A 23,372-nucleotide genomic window follows, 5' to 3' on the forward strand; every position below is an offset into this window, starting at 1 on the left:
AGCAGGAAATGGGATTTTTCAGAAGCAACGGGGATAGTGTCCCCGCTTCGGTCGCGACGATGGCGAACGAGGTGAAGGCCGGCAGGATGGATCGGCGCGAATTCCTGGCGCTTGCAAGCACCTTCGGCGCCTCTGCCGCGATGGCTTATGGCCTGATCGGCGTGACGCTACCCAAGGCTGCTTACGCCGCGGAGCCTACCAAGGGCGGCACGCTGCGCGTGTCGATGCCCGTCAAGGCGCAGAAAGATCCGCGCACCTATGACTGGGTCGAACTGGCCAACATCTCGCGTTGCTGGCTGGAGCCTCTGGTCCGTTACACGCATGAATTCACATTCGAACCAGTTCTGCTTGAGAGCTGGGAGGTCAACGAGGACGCAACGGAATACGTTTTCCATGTGCGTAAGGGTGTAACCTGGAATAATGGCGACGCGTTCAACGCGGACGATGTGATTTTCAACCTTACGCGCTGGTGCGACAAGGGCGTTTCCGGAAACTCGATGGCGGCTCGCGTCGGTGGTCTGATCGACACCAAATCTGGTAAGGCTCGAGACGGTGCGATCGTCAAGGTCGACGATCATACGGTCAAGCTAAAGCTCAGCGAACGGGACATCGCGATCATAGCCAACTTCACCGACTACCCCGGCCTGGTCGTGCATCACAGCTTCGATTCGACGGGTGCCGACCCAGTGGCAAAGCCGATCGGAACGGGGGCGTTCGAGCTGGTTTCGTACTCGGTCGGCAGCAAGGCTGAAGTCAAGCGCCGTGGAAACGGCAAATGGTGGGGAGGCGAAGCCCTGCTTGATGGTGTTCAGTTCATAGACTACGGCACCGACTTCCAGGCCACGGTTTCCGCATTCGATTCCGGGGAAATCGATGTCAATCTCGAAACGCCGGCGGATTTCGTTGACATTTTGAACAAGATGAATGTCGTCAAGTCGGAGGTCGCCACCGCAACGACACTGGTATGCCGGACGAACACCGCCAACAAGCCATACGACGACAAGAAGGTCAGAAATGCCTTGCAAATGGCGGTCGACAACAATGCTGTCCTGCAGCTCGGATACGCCGGACGTGGCACAGTCGGCGAAAATCATCACGTCAGCCCAATCCATCCGGAGTATTATGCGCTGCCCAAGAAGACCCGTGACCTCGAGGGCGCGAAGAAACTGATGGCTGAGGCCGGACATGCCGACTTCGAGCATGAGCTGATCTCGATCGACGAGGACTGGCAGAAGAATACCGGTGACGCGATCGCGGCTCAATTGCGTGAGGCCGGTTTCAAGGTGAAGCGCACCGTCCTGCCGGGCTCGACCTTCTGGAACGACTGGTCGAAGTACCCTTATTCGCTGACGGTCTGGTACATGCGGCCGCTCGGCGTTCAGGTGCTTGCGCTGGCTTACCGGACCGGCGAGGCATGGAACGAGACGGCCTATTCCAATCCCGACTTCGACGCAAAACTGAAGAAGGCCTTCTCGGTAAGTGATCCCGCCAAGCGGAGAGAACTCATGAAGGAACTCGAAACCATCATGCAGGATTCCGGTGTCATCATCCAACCGTTCTGGCAAAGCCTCTACGGCCATATGGGCAAGAAGGTCCAGAATTACGCGATCCACCAGACTTTCCAGATGGATCTGCAAAAAGTCTGGCTGGCAGCCTGACGAACTCCCAAGGCTGAGCCGGAAGCCTGATCGGTACCCTTTCTTCAACGCGGAAGGGTACCGATTTTTTGTAATTCACACATTGCGAGGCAATTCACTATGTCCGACGACGAGATCGTTCTTTCCGAGCTTTCCGATGACGAGTTGGTGCAGCAGATGCACGACGACCTCTATGACGGGTTGAAGGAAGAGATCGAGCAAGGAACGCATATCCTTCTCGAGCGCGGCTGGGTGCCTTACACGGTGCTGACCGAGGCGCTGGTCGAAGGCATGCGTATCGTCGGCGAGGATTTTCGCGACGGCATCGTGTTCGTGCCCGAAGTGCTGTTGTCGGCCAATGCTATGAAGGCCGGCATGTTCATCCTGCGCCCGCTGCTCGCCGCCACCGGCGCGCCCAAGCAGGGCAAGATGGTCATCGGCACCGTCAAGGGCGACATCCATGACATAGGCAAGAACCTCGTCGGCATGATGATGGAGGGTGCTGGCTTCGACGTCATCGACCTCGGCATCAACAATGCGGTCGAAAAATACATGGCTGCGATCGAGGAGCACCAGCCCGACATTATCGGCATGTCGGCGCTGCTCACTACGACCATGCCCTATATGAAGGTCGTCATCGACACGATGAAGGAAAAGGGCATCCGGGACGATTATGTCGTGCTGGTCGGCGGTGCGCCGCTCAACGAGGAATTCGGCAAGGCCGTCGGCGCCGACGCCTATTGCCGCGACGCCGCGGTGGCTGTCGAGACGGCAAAGGACTTTATGAAGCGCAAGCACAACGTCCGCGGTTAATCACTCGCGAACGAGAGAGATTTGCTCATGAATGCCCCGTTTTCAGCTGGAGAGCGTTCGCGGATTGTGAGGCCTCATCGCCGACCCGTTATCGACACTGGGGAAAGCATATTTCGACTAGTCATCCTGATATTGCCCGGTTTTTCACAGCTTAGCCTTTCATCCTTCGTGGATCCTCTGCGGCTAGCCAATTCAGTCTCTGGCCGACCGTCCTTCGCATGGACGGTCGCTAGTGCTGATGGCCGGCCGGTGGAGTGCGCAAGTGGCTTCAACCTGTCGGTTGGCGCCGATTTCGCCAGCCTGGGCAAATGCATTCAGGCGCTCGACGGGCCAAGCATGGTGATTGTCTGCGCCGGAGATCACGTCGAGAACCAGACATCAGCATCCCTCAGCAAAACACTTCGCCTTTGCAATAGGCAGGGAATTCCGATCGTAGCTCTGGGCACCGCAACCTGGCTTCTCGCGGAGACGGGATTGCTCGACGATACCACATGCACAATTCACTGGGACAAGCGAGCCGCGCTTTCCGAGGCGTTTGTTCGCATCGATGTGAACGACACACTGTTTGTGCGAGATACGCGCCTGGTAACCTGCGCTGGGGAATTCGCGTCCTTCGATCTTGTGATGGAACTGATCGCAGAACGTCTCGGGAGAGAGACCGCTTTGGCTGTATGCCGGCACACGACTGCCGGACATTGGCGCTCAGCTTCTGACAGACAATGGACGAGCCACGGGACGAACCATGCGAATGGCACAGGTATTCTCAAGCCGATCGCCGAGGTTATCCGGATCATGGAAGAGCATATCGAGGATCCTCTGCCATTGCGCGACATCGCGAAATGCGTCGGCCTGTCACAACGTCAGATCGAGCGGCTTTTCCATCGATCGGTCTCCTCATCGCCGATGCGATACTATCTTCATCTAAGATTAGCACGCGCGAAGAGGCTAATCGAACAAACGGAGTTGCAGGTTGTCGAGATTGCAATCGCCTGTGGCTTCGCATCTGCCTCACATTTCTCAAAATGTTTCCGGAATGCATTTGGCTTGAATCCTAGTGGCTGCCGGAGCTGAACGAGCCACCAAGAATTTGACGGAAACCCTAGCACCGGATGAATAGGCTTTATGTCTGCCGCTATTTTTTCCGCCTGTCGGATCCTATCAATCTGGGCCTAGATCCTCCCTCTCATCACTCTCCTGGAAAGCCTGAATGTCCTCGTTCTCAATCGCTAACCACAAGATCGATCCGACGCGTGGCGGGACAGGGTTGAAGCCCGATGGAAGCGTTGATGACAACGATCGAGCTGAGATTGGACCTACGGATGTAGCGTTCGCCGAGTGGGCCGCTCTTGGCCTGACAACGCCGAACCTCGAACGCATGCGCGGAACGCGGCTTGACCGTATCGTGCAACAACTCCGGCAAAGGGACTATGCAGGCGTACTTTGCTTTGACCCCTTGAATATAAGGTATGCGTCGGATTCTTCGAACATGCATATCTGGACCATGCACAACCCATCGCGAGCAGTGTTCATTGCGGCAGACGGGCATGTTGTTCTTTGGGATTTCCATCGATGCAGCCACCTTTCGACACACCTTCCCCTAATCAACGAAATTCGGGATGGCGGGGCAGGATTTTACTACTTTGTGGCAGGAGATGAGGAGCAAGCAATTGCCGAAGGGTTCGCGGCCCAAATCGACGAGCTCTTGCGCCGTGCCGGGGCTAGTAACAGGCGGCTCGCGATCGACAAGATTGAAATTCCCGGACTGCGCGCGCTCGATAAATTGGGCATCGAGGTCTGCAACGGCATGCAGATGATGGAACACGCCCGCGCCATCAAGGGAATCGACGAAATCAATGCGATGCGGTGTTCCCTCGCCACCTGCGAAATAGCTGTAGCCAAAATGCGCGAGCGCTTGCGGCCAGGCATCGCTGAGACAGAGTTGTGGTCAGTTCTTCATGCCGAGAACATCGCCCGTGGAGGCGAGTGGATCGAAACACGCATTTTGACGTCGGGCCCCCGTACGAATCCATGGATGCAGGAGGCCGGGCCCCGGCGAATTGTTTCAGGGGACCTCGTTGCGTTCGATACGGACATGGTCGGTCCCTATGGGATGTGCGCGGATTTCTCTCGCACCTGGTACTGTGGCGACGGTCGGCCCACCAACGAACAGCGAAAGTTGCACGCTATCGCTTATGAGCACGTGATGACAAATATGGCCATGCTGAAGCCTGGGGTCTCGTTCACTGAGCTTACGGAACGTAGCCATAAACTCCCTCCGGAGTTCGTCGAACAGCGATATGGCGTGATGATGCACGGCATCGGATTGTGTGATGAGTATCCCGCGATTCTATATCCCGAGGACTTCATACCCGGCGCATTTGACTACTCGCTTCAACCAGGGATGACCCTGTGTGTTGAGGCGTATGTTGGCGCCGTTGGTGGACGCGAAGGCGTCAAGCTGGAGGAGCAGGTGCTCATAACAGAAAGTGGGTTTGAAAACCTGACAAACTGCCCATTTGATCCTGCTTTGATCAGCTAGATGTGGAGCCTCAACAGGTTGTCCACGGCCAAGCCGAGTCTGCTGATTGGTGATTTGGATTTTAGGCTGCCGTGCGGTCTATGCCAATTGTAGCGGTGCAGCCAAACAGGCAATTGGGCGGCGCGGTGATCCGAAGTTGGATAGGCGATGGCATAGGCCCACTCCCGAAGCGCGGTCTGGATGAAGCGCTCGGCCTTGCCGTTGGTTTTCGGGGTATAGGGTTTGGTCCTGACGTGCCTGAGGCTGTGCTTGCGGCATGCCTTGGCAAAGGCCCTGGATCTGTAGCAGGAACCGTTGTCGGTCATGACGCGGCTGACGGCGATGCCGAGGCTGGCGTAATAGGCGAGCGCTGCCTCGAGGAATGCGACGGCGCTCTCTTTCCTTTCATCGGGCAATATCTGCGAGAAGGCGAGGCGCGAGGCGTCGTCGATGGCGACATGGACGAATTCCCAGCCGACGCCGCGGCTGTTGGACTGGCCCTTGCGATCGCCGGTGATGCGGTGGCCGACGCGTTCGAAGCGGCCGAGCTTCTTGATGTCGATGTGGATCATTTCGCCTGGATGTTCGCGCTCATAGCGTACCACCGGCTCGGCCGGCTCCAAGTCCGTCAGTCGCGAAAGGCCCGCGCGCGCAAGCACCCGACTCACCGTCGCTGGCGAAACGCCAACCTCATGCGCGATATGCTGGCCGGTGAGGCGCTGGCGCCGCAGCGCCACGATCCGCTCGACGATCGGCGGCTCGGTGGCGCTGGGGCTGTGCTTGGGTCGCGACGAGCGGTCGGCCATGCCGGCCCGGCCCTCAGCTTTATAGCGCTCGACCCAACGCGCCACGATCTTCGCCGTCACCGCATATTTCAACGCCGCTTGGGCTTGGGAAAGGCCGCCTCCTATCACCGACAGCGCCATTTCCTCTCGACGCAGCGGCGTCAGGCGGGCATTCTTATGGATGTTCATTCGGACCCTCCGGCGAATCTGAAGCGTGGTAACTCCAGTCTCCTCGGTCGGGCCCGAATGGACAACCTATGGAAAGCTCACAGCTAGACTATCAGCATGGTCGTAACAATGGGCGCAAATTCAGAGAGCTTTTCTGACCGAAGTCGGTAAGGCGGCGACGTAAACGGTATGGTCGGGCGTTAAGGCAATTTGCGGCACTGAAGTCGGTGAGGCGTCGAGAACGGCGACCAGTGGGCGTCGGTCTAAACGAGGCAGACATTGGATACGTCGAAACAGCACGACCACCGTTCGCGTCGTCGTCGCCACTCCGCTGCAATTCGGCTATTGGACCGGCCAGTGCGTTGAGATCAACACAAAACTGTCCGGAACTGCCCATTTCTAGCGCAATGTTCGGACCTGCCTATCAAAAGGAGCTCAGCTTGGGTCATCATCCCGCCCCGTGTGTAGCTAAACTGCGACGCGATCAACGCCGCAAAAAGAAGCCAGTTGAATCATGACGCCTTCGATTTGCTCCGGTTGGACGCTCGATCGAAAGCCTGGTGCGAGGTGGCCCCTCTCCCACATGCAGTTCGAGCAGATTCTGATCCAGTTCTTTGTCCGCCGCGGTGAGGCGATGGTTGAGGCGAAGGTAATCCATCCAGGTCGGGGTGCGGAATGTCTCTGTCCAAAGCAACGGCTCCTGCAGATCGCGCTGGAGATTCCAGTGCCGGGCGCCCACGCCGCTTTGCACCCGGCGGCGTTCCCGCATCAGGTCCAGGAAGGCTTCGACATTCGCCTCCGGTATCGAGTACTCGATCTTAACGAGGATCGGGCCGCTTCTTGACTTCAGGTCTAGGGCGAGCTGCGGCGTTTCAAAGCCAAATGGATCCTGGTCGGTTTCTTTCCATTGCCGGATTGGCAGCAGGAGACCGGTGGCAGCAACCAGCAGGAGAGCGCCAGCGGAGCTTTCCAGCGCCAAGGTGAGCGAATAGGTCTCGGCTACCATGCCCCACAGCCAGCTGCCGGCCGCGATGCCGCCCGACGAGAGGGCAGAGTAGATCGACAGCGTGCGACCGACGACCCAGCGTGGACTCGACAATTGCACGCTGACGTCCAGCCCCGTCCAGGTGACAACCCAGCCCGCGCCACCGAACGTCAAGGCGAGTGCCGCTACCGCCAGCGAGGGCGTGAATGCAAGCGCCAGGCAGCACGCCGCGCAGGAGACGCACGCCAGTGTTGTCAGCCGCTCCTGTGACAGCGACCGTCGAAGCACGTTGTTAGAGATGCCGGCGCACAAGGCGCCCGCCCCAAAGCCGGCCATAAGAATGCCATAAGCGATCGGGCCTCCCCCCAACTGATCGCGGGCGACCAGCGGCAGCAGTGCCAGGATCGAGATGCTTGTCAGGCCAAAAAGCGTTCCGCGCGCGATTGCGGCCTTGATCTCCGACGAAAGCGCAGTAAAGCGCGCTCCGTCATGAATGGCGGTGGTCAGCGACTCACGAGGAAGAGGCGAAGGGCTACCACTCCATTCACGGCTCCCTATGGCCCACAGGATCGCCAAGTAGGTCAGCGTCGCCACGGCGAACGCCGTCAGTGGTCCAAACGAGGCAACAATGATGCCGCCGAGCGCCGGCCCGATGCTTCGCACGGCATTGTAGCCGACCGAGATCAGCGTGACCGCAGCCGGAACTTCGCGCTTGCGCAGAATGTCGCCGACCGAGGCGTGCCAGGCCGGATCAGTAAAGGCGGCGCCACATCCAGCCAAACAGCTAAATGCAAGGATTATCCACGGATTGTAAAAGCCAAGCCCCACAAGAGCCGTGAGCATCGTCGACGACAACGCTATAAGGCACCAGCCGAGGGCCATCACCTTGCGACGGCTGAAATTGTCGGCGATGGCCCCGGCGAAGATCGACAGAATGAAAATAGGAAGCGTCGTGGAAGTCTGAACCAGGGCAACCATCACGTCTGAGGTCGAGATGGTCGCCATCAGCCAACTGGTCGCAACGGTCTGCATCAGCCAGCCCAGGCTGGACACCTGTGCGGCAAGCCAGATCGTCCGAAAAATGGGGTTCTCAAGCGGCGCGAAGGTCGCCGACGAAACGGAAGCCGCGTCCGCGCGCACCACCCTGCTCATTTGGGCCGAGCCTCTCTTTTCGTATACACGTCGCGAAGATTCTCTTTGGCGCACATGCCTATGGAGAATGGCAAGATCAGGGCATTACAGGTGCCTAGAAGAAGTTATAACTCCTCGGCAGCTTTCGCGCACAGCCAATCGCGACGTCCTGCCGCGCGGAGAGCGGTTGGTTTGCGATGGACCCAAGACAATGACAAATACTGAATCCATCAAAGCGATCCTGTCATCTTGTCCCGCTCAAGGCAGTTGACGCTCTCGCAGGTTCAGCCTTCTGAAAAGCGAACGACAGACCGCCACACCAAGCTAGGGGTCCGGTAGCAGTTCGACTGCATTGGTATGGGTGCCAGTACCGTTCGGCCATCGCTGACATCAAAGCAAATCATTCCACAACCCGATACCGTCATGAGAGCATGATCCTCCGAGAAATCATCCATTGAGTTTAGAACCAGGCTACGCAGCTGCTGTAGAAACTTACGCATTTGGGTCCCCTTCTGCTGTCTCTCTGCGCGGCCGCGCCTCCGCTCACAGTTGCCTTCCAGATGTGATGACACAGCCAGTCCATCTCGCATCAAGATGACGCGGCTCCCGCGACTCTGGCGTACTGCAGAAGGTCAAACTCTGGTTCCAGGAGCAGCTCGCGCTGTAGTTTTACACGCGCTCCAAAAATTCGCCTGGCGGCCATGTGGGTCTTTGCGTCATTCATCGTGTCGACGGCCACCGCAAAACCGTCGCGGAAATACCAAAAGGCAGAACCGCTCCCCTCCCCGCTGCCGAGCGAGACGATTTCGTCATACTCGAGCGGAAGCCCTGCAGTCTGCAGTTTGGTGTCGTACTGATCGCTCCAGAACCAAGGGACCGGGTCGTAGCTGACCGGCTTGCCCAAAATGGAGTTTGCGACGGCAACGCCTTGCTCGACGGCATTCTGCACGGATTCCAGTCGGATCGAGCGACCATAGAAGGGAAAGACCGCGCAGTCCCCGGCTGCATAGATGTCCGGCGCAGACGTCTGGCAAAAACCATCGACCATGATGCCATTCGCAGCGACGAGGCCAGCATCGGCCGCAACCTCCGCGTTCGCGACCCCTCCGATAGCAACGAGCACCATGTCTGCCTCGACCTTGGTGCCGTTGGTTAACGAGACACCTGCCACTCGGCCACCATCATTCAAGAAGCCCTGCAATGTCGCGTTGGTGACGAGATTCACACCATTTCGGCGGTGCAGTTCGCTGACCGCAAGGGCGGTCGGAACGCCCGCAACACGGTTGAGAACGCGGCCCGCCATTTCGATGACGGTGACTTTTTTCCCCATTCTGGCAGCGATCGATGCAACCTCCAGGCCAACATAACCACCGCCAATGACCAAGATGTGCTTCGCCGCGACCAGAGCTTCGCAAAGATGATCGGCATCTGTGACGCCTCTCAGCGTGAAGACGCCGTCTAGGCCCCGTGTCATGGTCTCTGGTAAAGCGCGGGCCCGCGAACCGGTAGCCAAAACAAGTTTGCCAAAAGGGATGTTCTTGCCGTTCTCCAGCGTGACGAGACGCTCGGCGGGATTAATCTTGATGACACGCTGTCCAACTTGCAGGTCGATGCCCACCTTCTCGTAGAATTCCCTCGGGCGAAATTGCAGCCGATCGGCCGTGGTCTGACCAAGCAAATAGGCCTTGGACAGTGGCGGCCGCTGGTATGGCAGCCAAGGCTCGTCGCCCACAATTGTAACGGGACCTGAATACCCCGCCTCGCGAAGACGCACGGCGCACGACAACGCGGCCTGGCCGCCGCCCACTATGACGACATCGTCCTGCATCGGTTTCCTTGGAGGCGTTTGAGTTCAGTTGGCGAGCAGTTGCTTGGCAGCGTGGGTGATCGCTTCCTTCGTCCACGAAAGGTCCGCGTCGGTGAGGGCCAGCGAAGAATAGATCTTACCCGTTGATTTGAAGATGCCGCGCTCACGCAGGGTCGCATTGAACTTTCCCGCCAGAGCAGCATCGCCTTTGGTCACGTCTTGATAGGATCGGACTGTGTGCCCGGTGAACACGACGTCAAAAAGGACTGGATCGCCAACAATTTGATAAGCAATGCCGGTTTCGCTCAATGCGTCCCTGAGCATCCCCATCACGGCTTCGCCATTCCCACGCAGGCGCGTGTAGCTCTCCGGGCGCCTCAGGATCTCGAGTGTCTTTAGGCCGGCGACTGCGGCGAGCGGGTTACCGCTCAGCGTGCCGATTTGGAGCGTGAAGCCGTCCTTACCGACGGCACCTTTGTCGAAATGCGCCATAATGTCGGACTTGCCGGCAATGGCTGCGAGCGGCAAACCTCCTCCAATGATCTTCCCCAACGCGCACAGGTCCGGCACCACTCCGTAGCGCTCCTGGGCCCCCCCGTAGGCTAATCTAAACCCCGTCACGACTTCGTCGAATATCAGGACGATGCCCCATTTGGAGCTTTCCTCACGCAGCATCTCAAGGAACCCAGGCGCCGGCGGGATCAATCGCTGGAGCGGCTCAACAATGATGCCGGCGATTTTCGAGCCATGCTCGGCAAGGAACTGTCGCACAAACTCGGCGTCGTTGAACGGAGCAACGAAAACGCCGTCACGCACTTGCTCGGGGATGCCAGCGGAATCTGGAATGCCATTGGGATAATTTTCGAGCCTGTCTGGAAACACGCTGATAAGCGCCTCCGAAGACATGCCGTGATATCCGCCTTCGAATTTCAGGATTTTGTCGCGCCCCGTGTGCGCCCGAGCAAGACGCATTGCATACATATCCGCTTCGCCGCCGGTTGAGACGAAACGAAGCTTTTCCGCGCAGGCAACAGCCTCGCAGATTGTCTCGGCAAGTTCGATCCCGTGCTTGTTGCTTGCGAAGAAGGTGAGCCCTCTTCCGGCCTGCTCGCGGATCGCATCCACGACTTCTGGATTGTCATGACCCAGTATCATTGGTCCCGAGCCAATGAGATAGTCGACATACTCTTTGCCGTTCTCGTCCCACACGTGAGCCCCGTGACCCTCGCGTATGACGATCGACGGATCGAAATTTCCAAATCCGCCGCCAGGCAATACGGCCTGTGCCCGGTCGGCCCAATCCTTCTGGGCGGGCCTTAACTTCTCGGCGGAGGTGTCAAGCATTTGCCGCAACCTTCTTGCTTGCGCCGGTGCTTTCCACGTCGGTTCGTGGGCGAATGTTGTCCGGATCGAATGCCGGCTCCGCTAAAACCTCCGCCTTCCGGAGCTCACCCATAATCGTGACTTCCAGTTTCGTGCCCGGGCCGGCAACCTCCGGAGCCACATATGCAAACGCGAGGATCTTGCCTGCCGAAGGCGAGTAGGCAATCGACGTGACCGAGCCAACTTGACGGTCATCTTTTAGAATCGCTTCCCCTCCGTTCCCATCGGCAACAGCATCGGCGTCGATCTGGAGGTAGGCACAAATCCATTTGGGAGGCTTTTCCGATGCAGCCTGGGTCGCCTTCTTACCCTTGAAGTCCGGCTTGTCCAGCTTGACGAAACGCATGACGTCTGCTTCCGGCAGCGTGACTTCGTTGGTCAGTTCGCCGGCGCCCTTAAACATCTTTTCAAGACGCATGACATTCATCGCGAACGAACCGTAGTCGACCAAGCCAAGGGGATCGCCGGCCTCATGCAAGGCATCATAAATTGCCAGCAGCCTTTCCCGTGGAGCGTGGAACTCCCAGCCGAGCTCGCCCGCATAGGACATCCGGAACGCCCAGACGTTCTCGCCGGCCACGACAATCTCCTGGGCCGTCAGCCACGGAAACGCAGCGTTCGTCAGAGAGGAATCGGTGTTTGGCTCCAGGATTTCGCGCGAGCGCGGACCGTTGAGGGCCAAAGCACCCCAGGAATCCGAAAGGTTGGTGATGCTCACGGCATCGTCGGGCGTTTTGGCGAAGGTCAGATAGTCTAGCAGGCGTTGTTCGAAGAAGGCCGCGCAGGTGAAATAGAAACGATCGTCAGTGAAACGGACCACCGTCGTTTCCAGCTCGATGCGCCCGCTGTCATGCAGCAAGTGCGTCAGCGCAATGCGCCCCGGCTTCGACGGAAGCCGATTCGGAATAAGCCGATCGATGAAAGCCGCTGCCCCAGGCCCGGAAACCTGCACCTTCGAGAAGGCCGAGATGTCCATGATGCCGGCGCGCTCACGAACGGCTCTAACCTCTTGCTGCACAGCCGAGAACCAGGCCGGCCGACGAAAGGAATAATAATCACGCTGCTCGAGACCGGCTTTTGCGAACCAGCGTGGCCGCTCCCAGCCATACACTTCCTCAAACACCGCGCCCTTGGCCTTGAGGCGGTCATAAAGGGCGCTCGGCTTGACCGGGCGACCTGCGTGTCTGTTTAGGTGCGGGAACGGTATTTCGTGGCGAAGCAGGTAATCCTCTTTCGCCTTGGTCACCTGATAATCCTGGTTCGCGAACTTGCCGAAGCGACGCGGATCGTAGTCGCGCATGTTGATGTCGGCAGCGCCATGCACCATCCACCGCGCCAGCTCCCGGGTCAGACCCGGCCCCCAGCCAATGCCGATCTGGCAGCCGCAATTCAGCCAGAAGTTCTTGAGCCCGGGTGCAGGGCCAATCAGTGGGTTGCCGTCCGGCGGGTGCGAGATAGCCCCGTGGACGGCCCGCTTGATGCCGAGCTGGGATAGGACCGGCATGCGTCCCATGGCGTTCTCGAGCCACGGCATGATGCGATCGTAGTCCGGCTCGAAGAGCTCATGCTCGGCTTCCCACGGACAGCCATCGGTCCAGACCGCGTTCGGATTGGCCTTCTCGTAAATGCCGATCAGGCCGGACTTCTGCTCCATACGGATGTATCCGGAGACCAGGCGGTCATCTCGCACGACGGGCAGTTCCTTTTCCAGCGTGAGGAATTCTGGAACGGTGTCGGTAATCAGATAATGGTGTGTCATCGAGGTAGTCGGTACGTCCAGGCCGACCCATTCGCCGACCTGTCGCGCATAGGTTCCGCCGGCGTTCACAACGTGCTCGCAGATGATCTCGCCCTGTTCGGTGAACACACGCCACTCACCGTTCAGGCCTGGCTTTATGTCCGTTACTCGGCACTGTCGGATGATCTTGGCGCCACGCTGCCGCGCGCCCTGCGCGAGTGCGGTCGTAGCGCCAGCCGGATCAACGTGGCCGTCGTCGGGCGTGTAGAGCGCCGCCTTGACGCCCTCGAGGTTATAGAAGGGATGAAGCTTTCTTATCTGTTCCGGCCCGGCCAGCTCCATGGGGAAGCCGAGGGCTTTGCCCACGCTCAAGGTCTGGCGAAGCCAATCCAGTTCATCATCAGTGTAGGCCAGCCTGAACGACCCGCACCCGTGCCACGTCACGGACTGGCCGGTCTCCTTCTCGAGCACTTTGGAATAGAGATCGATGTTGTAGCCGACACATTTCCCTAGCGAAAAACTGGAGGTCGAATGGGTAATCTGGCCAGCCGCGTGCCACGTCGACCCGGAGGTCAGTTCGGATTTTTCGAGCAGTACGATATCGGTCCAGCCTTCATGCGCCAGATGATAGGCGAGGCCGCAGCCCATGATGCCGCCCCCTATGATGACCACTCGAGCGTGGGATACAGTCATTTTTTCGTCTCCGACAAACAGCCTTTGACAGGGCTATCGAACGATTGTACTCTTGTCAATGAGGAAGCAAATGAATGTACCATCGATGAACTCAGCCCCCCAGGTCTTAAATGAACTGACGAGCCGGCTTGCGACGTTCACGCCGGAGCTGCAGAAGGCGGCTGCGCACGTTCTTGAGAATGCAAACCTGGTCAGCATCACCTCGATCAGGACGATGGCGCAGGGCGCAGAGGTAAAGCCCAATACGCTTGTGCGAATGGCACGTGCATTGGGCTTCGACGGCTACGAAGACTTCCGTAAGCCCTTTCGCGAACAGGTCATCCGCGGGCGCGAAGATTTCCCTGATCGCGCACGTTGGCTGCAGTCGCTGTCAAAAGGTGGAAAGTTGTCCAGCCTCTATGCTGAGATGGCGTCGGCATCGATCGAAAACATTGAGGGATTGTTTTCTGAAACGAGCGCCACGGCACTGAAAGAGGTAGCCGACGCGATCGTCAAGGCTCGCGTCACCTACGTTCTTGGCGTTGGCTTTGCCAACGCAATCGCCAGCAATTTTGCCTATCTCGCAAGCATGGCTGGCAGCAGCATCGTCGCAATTCCCAGGAACGGCTCACTTCCTGTCGACGACCTGGCTCGCATGGAAAAGGGTGATCTTCTGATCGCGATGACATTCAAGCCCTACAGGCGTGAGGTTGTGGAAGGCGTTGAGCTTGCGCGTGCCCAGGGCATCGAGGTGATCGGCATCTCCGATAGCCCAGCCTCGCCAATTCTTGTCAGAGCCGATCGACGTTTCGTGGTGCCTACCGAGACGCCGCAGTTCTTCCCCTCAACGGTGGCGCTCACCGCTTTGTTCGAAACGATAATGGCGTTTGTCGTCGCCGAGGCAAAGCCTGACGTGATCAGCAACATCGAGCGGTTCCATCAACGCCGCCACGAATTCGGTATTTATTGGAAGGAAGAGACAAAATGAACGCGCCAAGCGTGCCGCCTCCTGCTCCCCTGCGTTCGTTGGAAGCGCGCTACTACACCGATCCGGCGATATTCGCCAAGGAAGAGGAAGGGCTCCTTGCCAAGACATGGCAGTTCGCGGGGCATTCGTCGCTTGTCCAAAAACCTGGCGACTTTTTCACCTTCGAGATCGCAGGCCAGAGCTTGTTCTGTGTTCGCGACAAAGAAGGAGAGATCCGCGCATTTTACAATGTGTGCCAGCATCGCGCACATGAGCTGGTGAAAGGCAGCGGGAACGCCAAGCTTCTGGTTTGCCCCTATCACGCCTGGACGTATGAACTTACTGGGAACCTGCGCGGCGGGCCAAATGTCAACGCGGTGCCCGGATTTGACCGCAGTGCGATTTGCCTCAGTTCCGTCCGAACGGAAATTTTCTGCGGTTTCATATTCGTCAATCTCGATCCCGACGCCAAACCGATGGACGACTGGTTTCCGCAGGTGCGCGAAGAGCTTCGCGAGTTTGTTCCGCATATTGAAAAGCTCAAGCCTGTTGAATGGGTCAAGATTCCTGAGAAGTGCAACTGGAAAGTTTCAATTGAAAACTACTCCGAGTGTTATCATTGCGCGCTAAATCACAAAACCTTTGCGACGGGCGTCATCAAACCTGAGACATACGATATCCAGCCCCAGGGGTACTGTTTAAGACACACGACCGAATGCCAGAACCTCGAAAAAATGAGCTATCCGATCGACCTTCACGCCAATCGGCGAGCCGGGGAATACTCGTCGTGGTTTTTATGGCCGACGTTCTCATTTCAAGTCTATCCCGGAAACGTCCTCAACACCTACCATTGGCGGGTCAAGAGTGTCGATGAAGTGGTTGTCTGGCGAGGGTGGTATACTGTCGACGGTTCCGAGTCGGAGATTGTCGCAAATCTTGCCGTCCAGGACCGAGCGACAACGGTCGAAGAAGACATCCATATCGTCGAAGCGGTCCAGCGTGGACTGAAAAGCCGCGGCTATCATCCGGGACCGCTCGTGATCGACCCCAAATGCGGGGTGAACTCCGAGCATTCGGTACGCGTCCTGCAACAATGGATGCGTGATGCCGTCGATGCCTGAGATCAAAAGCTACTGGCAGAACTATATCAACGGCGCCTGGGTAGACGGCGGCGCTGGCAGGCTCGCGGTCGACGACCCAGCAACGGGCGTCGCGCTAGCCGAGCAGGCGCTTGCAGATCAAGGCGACGTCAACCGGGCTGTCGAAGCGGCTCGGGCATGCCACCGCTCCCGTGCACTTACAGCCATGCGCCCCGTAAGCCGGGGCCGGATGGTCAGGGCAATGGGTGACTACCTGCTCGCCAACATCGAGCACATCGCCTACGTGCTCTGCCGCGAATCCGGCAAGCCACTTTGGGAGGCGCGGCTCGAAGTTGAAGGTGCTGCACGATATTTCGAGTATTACGGAAATCAGGCCGAGACGATCGAGGGCCGCTCGATACCGCTCGGCGAGCGGTATTATGATTTCACGACCTATGAGCCTTATGGCGTATCGGCGCATGTCATCCCGTGGAACTACCCGCTTGAGATGGCCGCCCGCTCGCTCTCGGCGGCCTTGACGGCCGGCAATGCATGCGTGGTGAAGACACCCGAACTCGATCCCCTGACAACTGCTTTTATTGCAGAGGCCGCAGAACATGTCGGATTGCCCAAGGGCGCGGTCAATGTGATCTGCGGACTTGGCCACGATGCAGGTGCTGCGCTTGCCGCCCATTCCGATGTCAATCAGATTGTCTTTACAGGCTCCGTGCCAACGGGAGTGAGCATCGCTTGCGCAGCTGCCAAGAACGTCGTGCCATGCGTGCTGGAGCTGGGAGGAAAATCGGCCGCGATTGCCTGGCCCGATGCCGATTTGGATAGTTTGGTGTCCTCGGTGCGCTGGGGTATTTTCTTCAACGCGGGTCAGGTTTGCTCGGCGATGTCGCGCCTGATCGTCCACGAAGATATCCACGATGAAGTGGTGGAGCGCGTGGCGGACATGGCGCGCTCAATTTCGACGGGACCCGGCGAAGAGAGAACGGATTTCGGTCCCAATATGGGGGCGATGATCTCGGAGCGACAGCGTGATCGCGCCGAAGCTATGTGCCGCGAAGCCGAGCGGCAGGGAGCCCGTGCTGTCACGGGTGGACGTAAGCTCAACCGAGCCGGCTATTTCCTCGAGCCAACTGTATTCGACCGCCTCACGCCAGACCTGTCGATTGCGCGAGAAGAGGTCTTTGGGCCGGTGCTGTCGATCCTGAAGTTCAGAACCGAGCAGGATGCGCTGAGCATCGCCAACGGAACCGACTACGGTCTGGTCGCGGGCATTTTCACTAGGGATATCGACCGCGCTATGAAAGCCGCTGCGCGTCTGCGCGCGGGCCAGATTTTCGTCAACGAATGGTATGCGGGCGGCGTCGAAACCCCGTTCGGCGGGTACGGAAAATCGGGGTATGGCCGCGAAAAGGGACGTGAGGCGCTCTGGAATTATCTCCAAACCAAGAACATCGCAATCGCATTGAACTCGTAGGAGGTTCTCGCTTGAAACAGGATTTGTTCGATGTCGGCCTCGCCCGGCGAAAGGCCACCTTGGGGGCCGAATATGTCGAAAAAAACCTCGCCGCAGCCGATGATTTCACACGGCCTTTTCAGGAGGCGATGACGGCGTGGTGTTGGGGGTTTGGCTGGGGCGACGATGCCATTGATCCCAAGACGCGGTCCCTGATGAATCTAGCAATGCTGGGCGCCCTCGGCAAAATGCACGAATGGGAGGTCCATTGTCGCGGAGCCCTTAATAACGGCGCTTCCAAGGACGAGATCCGAGCTGCAATCCATGCTGTCGGGATCTACTGCGGCGTACCCCAGGCGCTGGAATGTTTTCGCGCTGCCAAGAAGGTCTTTGAGGAACGTGGGATCCTATGAAAATCGTTCGCATTTCACTGTTTCAGGTAGACCTTCCACTGACCAAACCCTACTGGCTTTCCGGGGGGCGGCTCAAATTTGAGCGCCTCGACAGCACCTTCGTCAAGATCGAGACGGATGAAGGATTGTTCGGCTGGGGCGAAGGTTGTCCCTGGGGAAATACGTATCTGCCCGCGCACGGCCCCGGCATCCGGGCCGGCATCGCCACGCTCGCCCCCTCCTTGTTGGGACAAGATCCCTGCGCGCTCAATTCCATCAATCAAACCATGGACGTCGCGCTTCCGGGACATCTCTATGTCAAATCGGCCGTGGACATGGCGTGCTGGGACATTCTGGGCAAAGCCAGTGGCTTGCCGCTTTGGCGTCTGATGGGAGCTGACAAGGCGGACCCCGTCGCCGTGAATTCGTCGATTTCGACTGGGTCGAATGAGGAAATGATCGCGCTCATTCGCGAGGCTTACGCGGAAGGCTATAGAACCCATTCCGCCAAGGTCGGCGGGAGTGATCCCGTCGTCGACATCTCGCGGATCGAAGCGATCGAAGCGGCTTTGCGACCCGATGAAACTGTTACTTACGATGTCAATCGCGCTTGGCTGCCGGCTGTGGCGGTGCAGGTCCTGAACAACGTCTCGTTGCGCGGCTGGGTGGAGCAACCATGCGAGACGCTCTCGCAATGTGCGCAGGTGGCCCAAAGAGTGAAGCAGCCCATCATGCTGGACGAGTGCCTCCATACGTTCCAAGACCATCTCGATGCCTGGAAGCTCGGAGCGTGCGAAGGCGTGAAGGTGAAACCCAATAGGGTTGGCGGCTTGACGAAAGCAAAGCAAATCAGAGACTTTGGCGTTTCCGTGGGATGGCAAATGCATTTGGAGGACCTCGGCGGGTCCGCGCTGGCGGACACCGCTGCCATCCATCTGGCTTCCTCCACGCCGAAAGCAAACCGATTGGCGAGTTGGCTCTGCCATCATCACCTCGCTGTCGACCCGGTTCCCGGACAGGGGGCCAGAAATATTGAAGGTTTTGCAACCCCTCCTTCCGAACCCGGCCTCGGGGTGACGCCGGACGCCGAAAATCTCGGCGATCCCGTGTCCGTCTTCGCGTAGGCATGAGGAGCAGCTTGTGAGCGTAAAGGCATCGATGCGTGCTGTGATCCTGACGGGTCACGGCGGTCTGGACAAACTTGAAGTTCGCGAGGATTGGCCGGTTCCCGCGCCGAGCGCCGGTGAAGTCTTGATTGAGGTGGGAGCATGCGGGCTCAACAACACCGACATCAACACTCGCACGGCCTGGTATTCCAAACAGGTCACCGGCGGCATTACGCCCTTGACGGGCAGCGCCGGGTTTACCGAAGCCCAAGCCGAGACCGGCACTTGGGGAAGTTCGGCGGTTCGCTTTCCGCTCATACAAGGCGCCGACGTGGCGGGCAAAATCGTCGGCGTCGGTGACGGCGTAAGCACCGCTCGCATCGGCGAAAGGGTTATGGTCGATCCCTGGCTTCTCGACACCAGTGATTGGATGAACCTGTCGGGTGCCGTCTATTTCGGATCTGAATGCAACGGGGGCTTTGCCGAATATACGACGGTGCGGGCGGAGAATGCGCTGCGCATAGATTGCGACTTGTCCGACGCTGAAATCGCGACATTCCCTTGCGCCTATACAACTGCCGAGAATTTGGTCTCGCGTACCGGGTTGAAGCCCGGTGAAACAGTCGTGATTGCCGGCGCTTCCGGGGGCGTGGGTTCGGCAGCCATACAGCTATGTCGGCTGCGTGGAGCCCGCATCATCGCGATCGCTTCGCCAACCAAAAGGGAGGCATTGAAGGATCTTGGGGCCGACATCGTGGTCGATCGCGAGACCCCGGAGTTGGCGGAAGCGATTCAGGATGCGGCCGAGGGCAATGTGGACGTCGCGCTCGACGTCGTTGGAGGCAGAACGTTTTCACACCTCATCACCGCACTACGCCCAGGGGGGCGCTATTCGTCATCGGGTGCGATCTCAGGACCTGTTGTCGATTTTGACCTGCGCAAACTGATTTATAAGGACCTCCAACTGACCGGCGCCACAATAGTGCCGCCAGGGACGGCGAGGCGATTGGTGGATCTCATCGAGCGGGGCTTGCTGAAGCCTCTTCTTGCTGCGGAATACGCTCTGGCAGATCTCGCCAAGGCCCAACTGGCTTTCATGGAAAAGCGCCATGTCGGGAACATTGTTGTCACGATGTGATGTGACGCACGGAAGGTGGCCATAAGTCGAACTGCACCACTTGGCGGGCCGTTAAACCGCCCTACACCGCCTCATTTCCCAAAACTGGCGTCTCGACAGGAAGCTTGCGCGCCTGCCGAATGGAATCAAGCCAGCCGAGGTTCATCTGAGGGACCGAGGTGAGCAACAATTCGACGTAGGGATGATGTGGCGGCCTAAAAATTTGCTCCTTGGGGCCCTGCTCGACCACCCGACCTTGCCGCATGACCACAACCTCGTCCGCGATCGCCTCGACGGTTGCAAGGTCGTGAGTGATAAACAGATAGGACACGCGCAGCTCCTTCTGTAACCGCGTCAGCAGCTTCAGGATGCCCTTGGCCACAGATTGGTCGAGCGCAGAGGTCACCTCGTCGCAGATGATGAGGTGCGGCTCTGCCGCCAACGCCCTGGCGATACATACGCGCTGTTTTTGCCCACCAGAAAGCTCACCGGGAAACCGATCGAGATAGGTTTCGTCGAGTTCGATTTGGTCAAGGAGCTCGGCTGCGCGGAGGAGGCAGCCGCGGCTATCCAGTTCTCCATAGAAGGTCAGCGGACGCCCAATGATTTCGCTTACTCGCTGACGCGGATTTAAGGACGTGTCTGGGGTTTGGTGGATTAGCTGGATGCGCCGGCGTATTTCGTTGTCGCGGCGGCGAAGCGTGGGGTCGAGGCGCTGTCCATTGAACGACATGGTCCCGCGGCTACAAGGCAGCAATCCTGTAACCACCCGCGCCAGAGTGGATTTCCCCGAACCCGACTCTCCCACGATGGCGACTGTCGTGCCCTCGCCGACCGACACGCTGACATCATCGAGAACCTCGACCGAGCCATAGGAGGCGCTGATGTTGCTGACGTTCAGGATTTCATGAGAACTGCTGGCCTTCTCGGGTTTGGGAAAACCTCTGGCAAGCAGCTGTCGGGTATATTCCATCGTAGGGCGCGTCAGAATTTGGGTGGTGTCGCCCTCTTCGACCAACTCGCCGTAGCGTAGCACCATGATCCTGTCGGCCAGTTGCGACACCACGGCAAGATCATGCGTTATGTAAATCGCTGCGGTGTGAAAATCGCGAACCACGTCCTTGATGGCAGCAAGGACTTCGATTTGCGTCGTCACGTCCAAGGCCGTTGTCGGCTCGTCGAAAACGATCAGGTCCGGCTTGCAAGCCAATGCCATCGCCACCATTGCTCGCTGAAGCTGCCCTCCAGAAACCTGATGCGGAAAGCGCGCGCCAATGTTCTCAGGCAGCCGGAGCTTCGAGTACAAGACCTTCGCTTCCGCACGAACAGCGTTAAGGTCCCGAACGCCGTGCTGGGCTGCTACTTCGACATGCTGGTCGATGATGCGATGTGCGGGGTTGAAGGCTGCGGCAGCCGACTGCGCTACATATGCGATGCGATCGCCACGTAGCCGTCTTAGTTCTTCCTCGGTCAGTCTGCCCAGATCCTTCCCGTTAAACTTTATCTGTCCCGAGATGATTTTGCACCCACCCCGGGCGTATCCGAGCGCAGCTAGGCCGATCGTCGATTTCCCCGCCCCGGACTCCCCTATAAGGCCAAGTATTTCTCCACGCTTCAGGGCGAGATCTATTCCCTTCACGATCCCAATGGGGCCCGCGTTACCTCGCCCTTCGATGCGTAGACCCTTTATATCGAGAAGGACTTCACCTCCGGCTCCCAGACCACCCTCATTGCCCATCGTGAATTCCGTTCGCCTTGTGCAAAAACCAGTCTACGAGAAAATTGACGCCTACGGTCAGAATGGCGATCGCGGCAGCCGGCAACAGCGGCGTTACATCGCCGTAGGTGATAAGGATTGCGTTGTCCCTGACCATCGAACCCCAGTCGGCGGTTGGGGGTTGCAGACCGATCCCTAAAAACGACAGAGAACTGATCAGCAGGAAGACGAAGCAAAAGCGAAGCCCGAATTCAGCTAAGAGTGGCGGCAGGATATTTGGCAGGATTTCGCGGCGGAGGATCCAACCATACCCCTCCCCGCGTAGGTTTGCGATCTCGACGAAATCCATGACCACAACGTTCATCGCGGCCGCCCTTGCCAGTCGAAAAACCCGCGTAGCGTCAAGAACGGCAATGATGGCGATCAAGGAAAGCACCGACGTGCCGAAAAGAGTGAGCAGAAGCAACGCGAAGATCAGTTGAGGGATAGCCATCAGGACATCGACCACCCGCGCTAGCGCCTGGTCAATCCATCCGCCGACAGCGGCCGCGAAAATGCCAACGCTGCCGCCCAGCAGGAACGCCAGGACCGTCGTAACGAAGGCTATGCCAACCGTATTGCGAGCGCCGTAGATCAGGCGCGACAACATATCACGGCCAAGGCCGTCGGTTCCGAGCGGGTTGTGTGTGCTCCAGGAGTCAAACTGGGCGCCGACCACCTGGCTCTCGCCATACGGAGCTAGCACCGGAGCGAATAAGGCAATGAAGATATAGAATACGACAATCGCGAGACCTAGTCGTGCGCTCCAGGAGGCGTCCGCAATCTGCTTAAAAAGCGCGGCGCTGACTGCAAGGGGGCTTGGCCTATCCGGATGCGCGCGTTGAAGGCCGGGCGAAAAACGGCGTGTTACCTTGTCGGTCATTTTCGATACAAAAGCCTCGGATTGGTGGCGATCGACAGCACGTCAGCGATCATGTTCAAAAGCACATACGTAGCCGCGAAGATCAGGCTGCAAGCTTGAACGACAGGCACGTCACGCCGCTGGACGGAATCGATCATAAGCTGGCCGAGACCGGGATAGACGAAGACCACCTCGACAACGACAACCCCCACGATCAGATAGGCCATATCGATGACAACGACATTGATGATGGGGGCGAGCGCGTTCGGCAACGCGTGCCAGAATATGATCCGTCGCTGAGCAACTCCCTTGAGCTTAGCCATTTCGATGTAGGGGCTGCCCAGCACACTGATGACAGCCGCTCTCGTCATCCGCAGCATGTGCGCGGCAACCACAAGCGTGAGGGTAACAGACGGGAGCACCACTAGGTAAACGGCGTGTATCAGGCTATCGCCCTCCCGAACGGCCGACAGGCTTGGGAACCAGCCAAGGTGAACCGACAGAAACATGATCAGGATATAGGCGACGAAGAACTCGGGGAACGAGATCCAGGTCAACGTCACGACATTCGCGATGCGATCAAACAGGCTCCCCCTGTAGAGCGCCGTGAGCAGCCCCAGGAAAACCGAAACGGGCACAGCAAAGCAGGCAGCAACACCGGCGAGAAACAGAGTGTTGCCCAGACGTTCGGATATCAACTCCGAGATAGGACGCCCATTCGCAAGCGAATGCCCAAGATCGCCAGTCAGAAGGCCACTTAACCACCGCAAATATCGGATGTGGAGAGGCAAATCGAGCCCCAATTCACCCCTGAATGCGGCGACCGTCTCAGGCAGCGCCGACTGGCCCAGCATCTCGCTGGCGACGTCACCAGGAAGGAGGGAAACGCCCAGAAAGATGATCAGGGACACAATCCAAAGGACGAAGAATCCGAGCGCTAAGCGCTTGATGATCAACGTGGAAATGGTGCCCATCAGGAGCCTCTCTG

18 protein-coding genes are annotated in these 23,372 nt (G+C 58.4%); 10 read left to right on the plus strand and 8 right to left on the minus strand.

What is annotated here, in order from left to right; genetic code table 11:
• The first annotated feature begins 8 nt into the window (after window positions 1-8).
• The 4 genes from O7A70_RS23225 (at window position 9) to dddP (ending at window position 4,989) form a co-directional block, all read left to right on the plus strand.
• Window positions 9-1,658, plus strand: coding sequence for an ABC transporter substrate-binding protein (locus O7A70_RS23225; protein WP_337142510.1), 1,650 nt, complete (start codon window positions 9-11; stop codon window positions 1,656-1,658).
• Window positions 1,659-1,757: 99 nt separating this feature from the next.
• Entirely contained in the window at window positions 1,758-2,450 is a 693-nt protein-coding gene (locus O7A70_RS23230) for a corrinoid protein (RefSeq protein WP_337142511.1), read from the plus strand.
• A gap of 27 nt (window positions 2,451-2,477) precedes the next feature.
• Window positions 2,478-3,521: a GlxA family transcriptional regulator gene (locus O7A70_RS23235; protein ID WP_337128040.1), complete on the plus strand. Its 1,044-nt coding sequence runs from the start codon at window positions 2,478-2,480 to the stop codon at window positions 3,519-3,521.
• Between the two features lie 136 nt (window positions 3,522-3,657).
• The gene (gene dddP / locus O7A70_RS23240; protein ID WP_337142512.1) at window positions 3,658-4,989 is read left to right on the plus strand and encodes a dimethylsulfonioproprionate lyase DddP; all 1,332 of its coding nucleotides are present in this window, start codon (window positions 3,658-3,660) and stop codon (window positions 4,987-4,989) included.
• Here the strand turns inward: dddP and O7A70_RS23245 are convergent.
• The 5 genes from O7A70_RS23245 to O7A70_RS23265 form a co-directional block, all read right to left on the minus strand.
• Window positions 4,986-5,942 (minus strand): IS481 family transposase, encoded by a 957-nt coding sequence (locus tag O7A70_RS23245; RefSeq protein WP_337142513.1) that lies wholly within the window; start codon window positions 5,940-5,942, stop codon window positions 4,986-4,988. The genes dddP and O7A70_RS23245 overlap by 4 nt on opposite strands.
• Window positions 5,943-6,405: 463 nt before the next feature.
• A complete protein-coding gene (locus O7A70_RS23250; RefSeq protein WP_337128038.1) occupies window positions 6,406-8,058 on the minus strand; it encodes an MFS transporter in 1,653 nt (550 codons plus the stop codon).
• A gap of 568 nt (window positions 8,059-8,626) precedes the next feature.
• Window positions 8,627-9,865: an NAD(P)/FAD-dependent oxidoreductase gene (locus O7A70_RS23255; RefSeq protein WP_337128037.1), complete on the minus strand. Its 1,239-nt coding sequence runs from the start codon at window positions 9,863-9,865 to the stop codon at window positions 8,627-8,629.
• A gap of 24 nt (window positions 9,866-9,889) precedes the next feature.
• The gene (locus tag O7A70_RS23260) at window positions 9,890-11,188 is read right to left on the minus strand and encodes an aspartate aminotransferase family protein (RefSeq protein ID WP_337128036.1); all 1,299 of its coding nucleotides are present in this window, start codon (window positions 11,186-11,188) and stop codon (window positions 9,890-9,892) included.
• On the minus strand, window positions 11,181-13,658 hold the full coding sequence (locus tag O7A70_RS23265) for an FAD-dependent oxidoreductase (RefSeq protein ID WP_337142514.1): 2,478 nt from the start codon (window positions 13,656-13,658) through the stop codon (window positions 11,181-11,183). The genes O7A70_RS23260 and O7A70_RS23265 overlap by 8 nt, the downstream gene beginning before the upstream one ends.
• 70 nt (window positions 13,659-13,728) lie before the next feature.
• On the opposite strand from O7A70_RS23265, the gene O7A70_RS23270 reads away from it, so the two are divergent.
• From O7A70_RS23270 to O7A70_RS23295, 6 genes are read left to right on the plus strand one after another with little or no spacing between them, the layout of a single operon-like run.
• Window positions 13,729-14,625: a MurR/RpiR family transcriptional regulator gene (locus O7A70_RS23270; RefSeq protein WP_337142515.1), complete on the plus strand. Its 897-nt coding sequence runs from the start codon at window positions 13,729-13,731 to the stop codon at window positions 14,623-14,625.
• Window positions 14,622-15,725: an aromatic ring-hydroxylating oxygenase subunit alpha gene (locus O7A70_RS23275; RefSeq protein WP_337142516.1), complete on the plus strand. Its 1,104-nt coding sequence runs from the start codon at window positions 14,622-14,624 to the stop codon at window positions 15,723-15,725. The genes O7A70_RS23270 and O7A70_RS23275 overlap by 4 nt, the downstream gene beginning before the upstream one ends.
• Window positions 15,718-17,172 carry an aldehyde dehydrogenase family protein gene (locus O7A70_RS23280; protein WP_337142517.1) on the plus strand — a complete coding sequence of 485 codons (1,455 nt, stop codon included), beginning with the start codon at window positions 15,718-15,720 and terminating at the stop codon, window positions 17,170-17,172. Before O7A70_RS23275 ends, O7A70_RS23280 begins: the two co-directional genes overlap by 8 nt.
• Window positions 17,173-17,183: 11 nt before the next feature.
• On the plus strand, window positions 17,184-17,564 hold the full coding sequence (locus O7A70_RS23285; protein ID WP_337142518.1) for a carboxymuconolactone decarboxylase family protein: 381 nt from the start codon (window positions 17,184-17,186) through the stop codon (window positions 17,562-17,564).
• On the plus strand, window positions 17,561-18,667 hold the full coding sequence (locus tag O7A70_RS23290) for a mandelate racemase/muconate lactonizing enzyme family protein (protein WP_337142519.1): 1,107 nt from the start codon (window positions 17,561-17,563) through the stop codon (window positions 18,665-18,667). Before O7A70_RS23285 ends, O7A70_RS23290 begins: the two co-directional genes overlap by 4 nt.
• A gap of 16 nt (window positions 18,668-18,683) precedes the next feature.
• The gene (locus O7A70_RS23295) at window positions 18,684-19,787 is read left to right on the plus strand and encodes an alcohol dehydrogenase family protein (protein WP_337142520.1); all 1,104 of its coding nucleotides are present in this window, start codon (window positions 18,684-18,686) and stop codon (window positions 19,785-19,787) included.
• A 61-nt stretch (window positions 19,788-19,848) separates the two neighbouring features.
• On the opposite strand, the gene O7A70_RS23300 is transcribed toward O7A70_RS23295, so the two are convergent.
• The 3 genes from O7A70_RS23300 to O7A70_RS23310 are packed head-to-tail and all read right to left on the minus strand — an operon-like array spanning window position 19,849 to window position 23,358.
• Window positions 19,849-21,504, minus strand: a complete 1,656-nt coding sequence (locus tag O7A70_RS23300) for an ABC transporter ATP-binding protein (protein ID WP_337142521.1) — start codon at window positions 21,502-21,504, stop codon at window positions 19,849-19,851.
• Window positions 21,494-22,405, minus strand: a complete 912-nt coding sequence (locus tag O7A70_RS23305) for an ABC transporter permease (RefSeq protein WP_337142522.1) — start codon at window positions 22,403-22,405, stop codon at window positions 21,494-21,496. The genes O7A70_RS23300 and O7A70_RS23305 overlap by 11 nt, the downstream gene beginning before the upstream one ends.
• Window positions 22,402-23,358 carry an ABC transporter permease gene (locus tag O7A70_RS23310; protein WP_337142523.1) on the minus strand — a complete coding sequence of 319 codons (957 nt, stop codon included), beginning with the start codon at window positions 23,356-23,358 and terminating at the stop codon, window positions 22,402-22,404. Before O7A70_RS23310 ends, O7A70_RS23305 begins: the two co-directional genes overlap by 4 nt.
• Between the last annotated feature and the right edge of the window lie 14 nt (window positions 23,359-23,372).

It is taken from the genome of Mesorhizobium sp. Cs1299R1N1, assembly GCF_037179655.1.
GTDB lineage: Bacteria > Pseudomonadota > Alphaproteobacteria > Rhizobiales > Rhizobiaceae > Mesorhizobium > Mesorhizobium salmacidum.

Excerpts from the sequence above, each read along its gene's own strand:
- O7A70_RS23280 (WP_337142517.1), top strand. The coding sequence starts at position 15,718 with ATGCCTGAGATCAAAAGCTACTGGCAGAACTATATCAACGGCGCCTGG.
- O7A70_RS23235 (WP_337128040.1), top strand. The coding sequence starts at position 2,478 with ATGAATGCCCCGTTTTCAGCTGGAGAGCGTTCGCGGATTGTGAGGCCT.
- O7A70_RS23260 (WP_337128036.1), bottom strand. The coding sequence starts at position 11,188 with ATGCTTGACACCTCCGCCGAGAAGTTAAGGCCCGCCCAGAAGGATTGG.
- O7A70_RS23300 (WP_337142521.1), bottom strand. The coding sequence starts at position 21,504 with ATGGGCAATGAGGGTGGTCTGGGAGCCGGAGGTGAAGTCCTTCTCGAT.
- O7A70_RS23275 (WP_337142516.1), top strand. The coding sequence starts at position 14,622 with ATGAACGCGCCAAGCGTGCCGCCTCCTGCTCCCCTGCGTTCGTTGGAA.
- O7A70_RS23245 (WP_337142513.1), bottom strand. The coding sequence starts at position 5,942 with ATGAACATCCATAAGAATGCCCGCCTGACGCCGCTGCGTCGAGAGGAA.
- O7A70_RS23290 (WP_337142519.1), top strand. The coding sequence starts at position 17,561 with ATGAAAATCGTTCGCATTTCACTGTTTCAGGTAGACCTTCCACTGACC.
- O7A70_RS23255 (WP_337128037.1), bottom strand. The coding sequence starts at position 9,865 with ATGCAGGACGATGTCGTCATAGTGGGCGGCGGCCAGGCCGCGTTGTCG.
- O7A70_RS23310 (WP_337142523.1), bottom strand. The coding sequence starts at position 23,358 with ATGGGCACCATTTCCACGTTGATCATCAAGCGCTTAGCGCTCGGATTC.
- O7A70_RS23250 (WP_337128038.1), bottom strand. The coding sequence starts at position 8,058 with ATGAGCAGGGTGGTGCGCGCGGACGCGGCTTCCGTTTCGTCGGCGACC.
- O7A70_RS23305 (WP_337142522.1), bottom strand. The coding sequence starts at position 22,405 with ATGACCGACAAGGTAACACGCCGTTTTTCGCCCGGCCTTCAACGCGCG.
- O7A70_RS23270 (WP_337142515.1), top strand. The coding sequence starts at position 13,729 with ATGAATGTACCATCGATGAACTCAGCCCCCCAGGTCTTAAATGAACTG.
- O7A70_RS23265 (WP_337142514.1), bottom strand. The coding sequence starts at position 13,658 with ATGACTGTATCCCACGCTCGAGTGGTCATCATAGGGGGCGGCATCATG.
- O7A70_RS23225 (WP_337142510.1), top strand. The coding sequence starts at position 9 with ATGGGATTTTTCAGAAGCAACGGGGATAGTGTCCCCGCTTCGGTCGCG.
- dddP (WP_337142512.1), top strand. The coding sequence starts at position 3,658 with ATGTCCTCGTTCTCAATCGCTAACCACAAGATCGATCCGACGCGTGGC.
- O7A70_RS23230 (WP_337142511.1), top strand. The coding sequence starts at position 1,758 with ATGTCCGACGACGAGATCGTTCTTTCCGAGCTTTCCGATGACGAGTTG.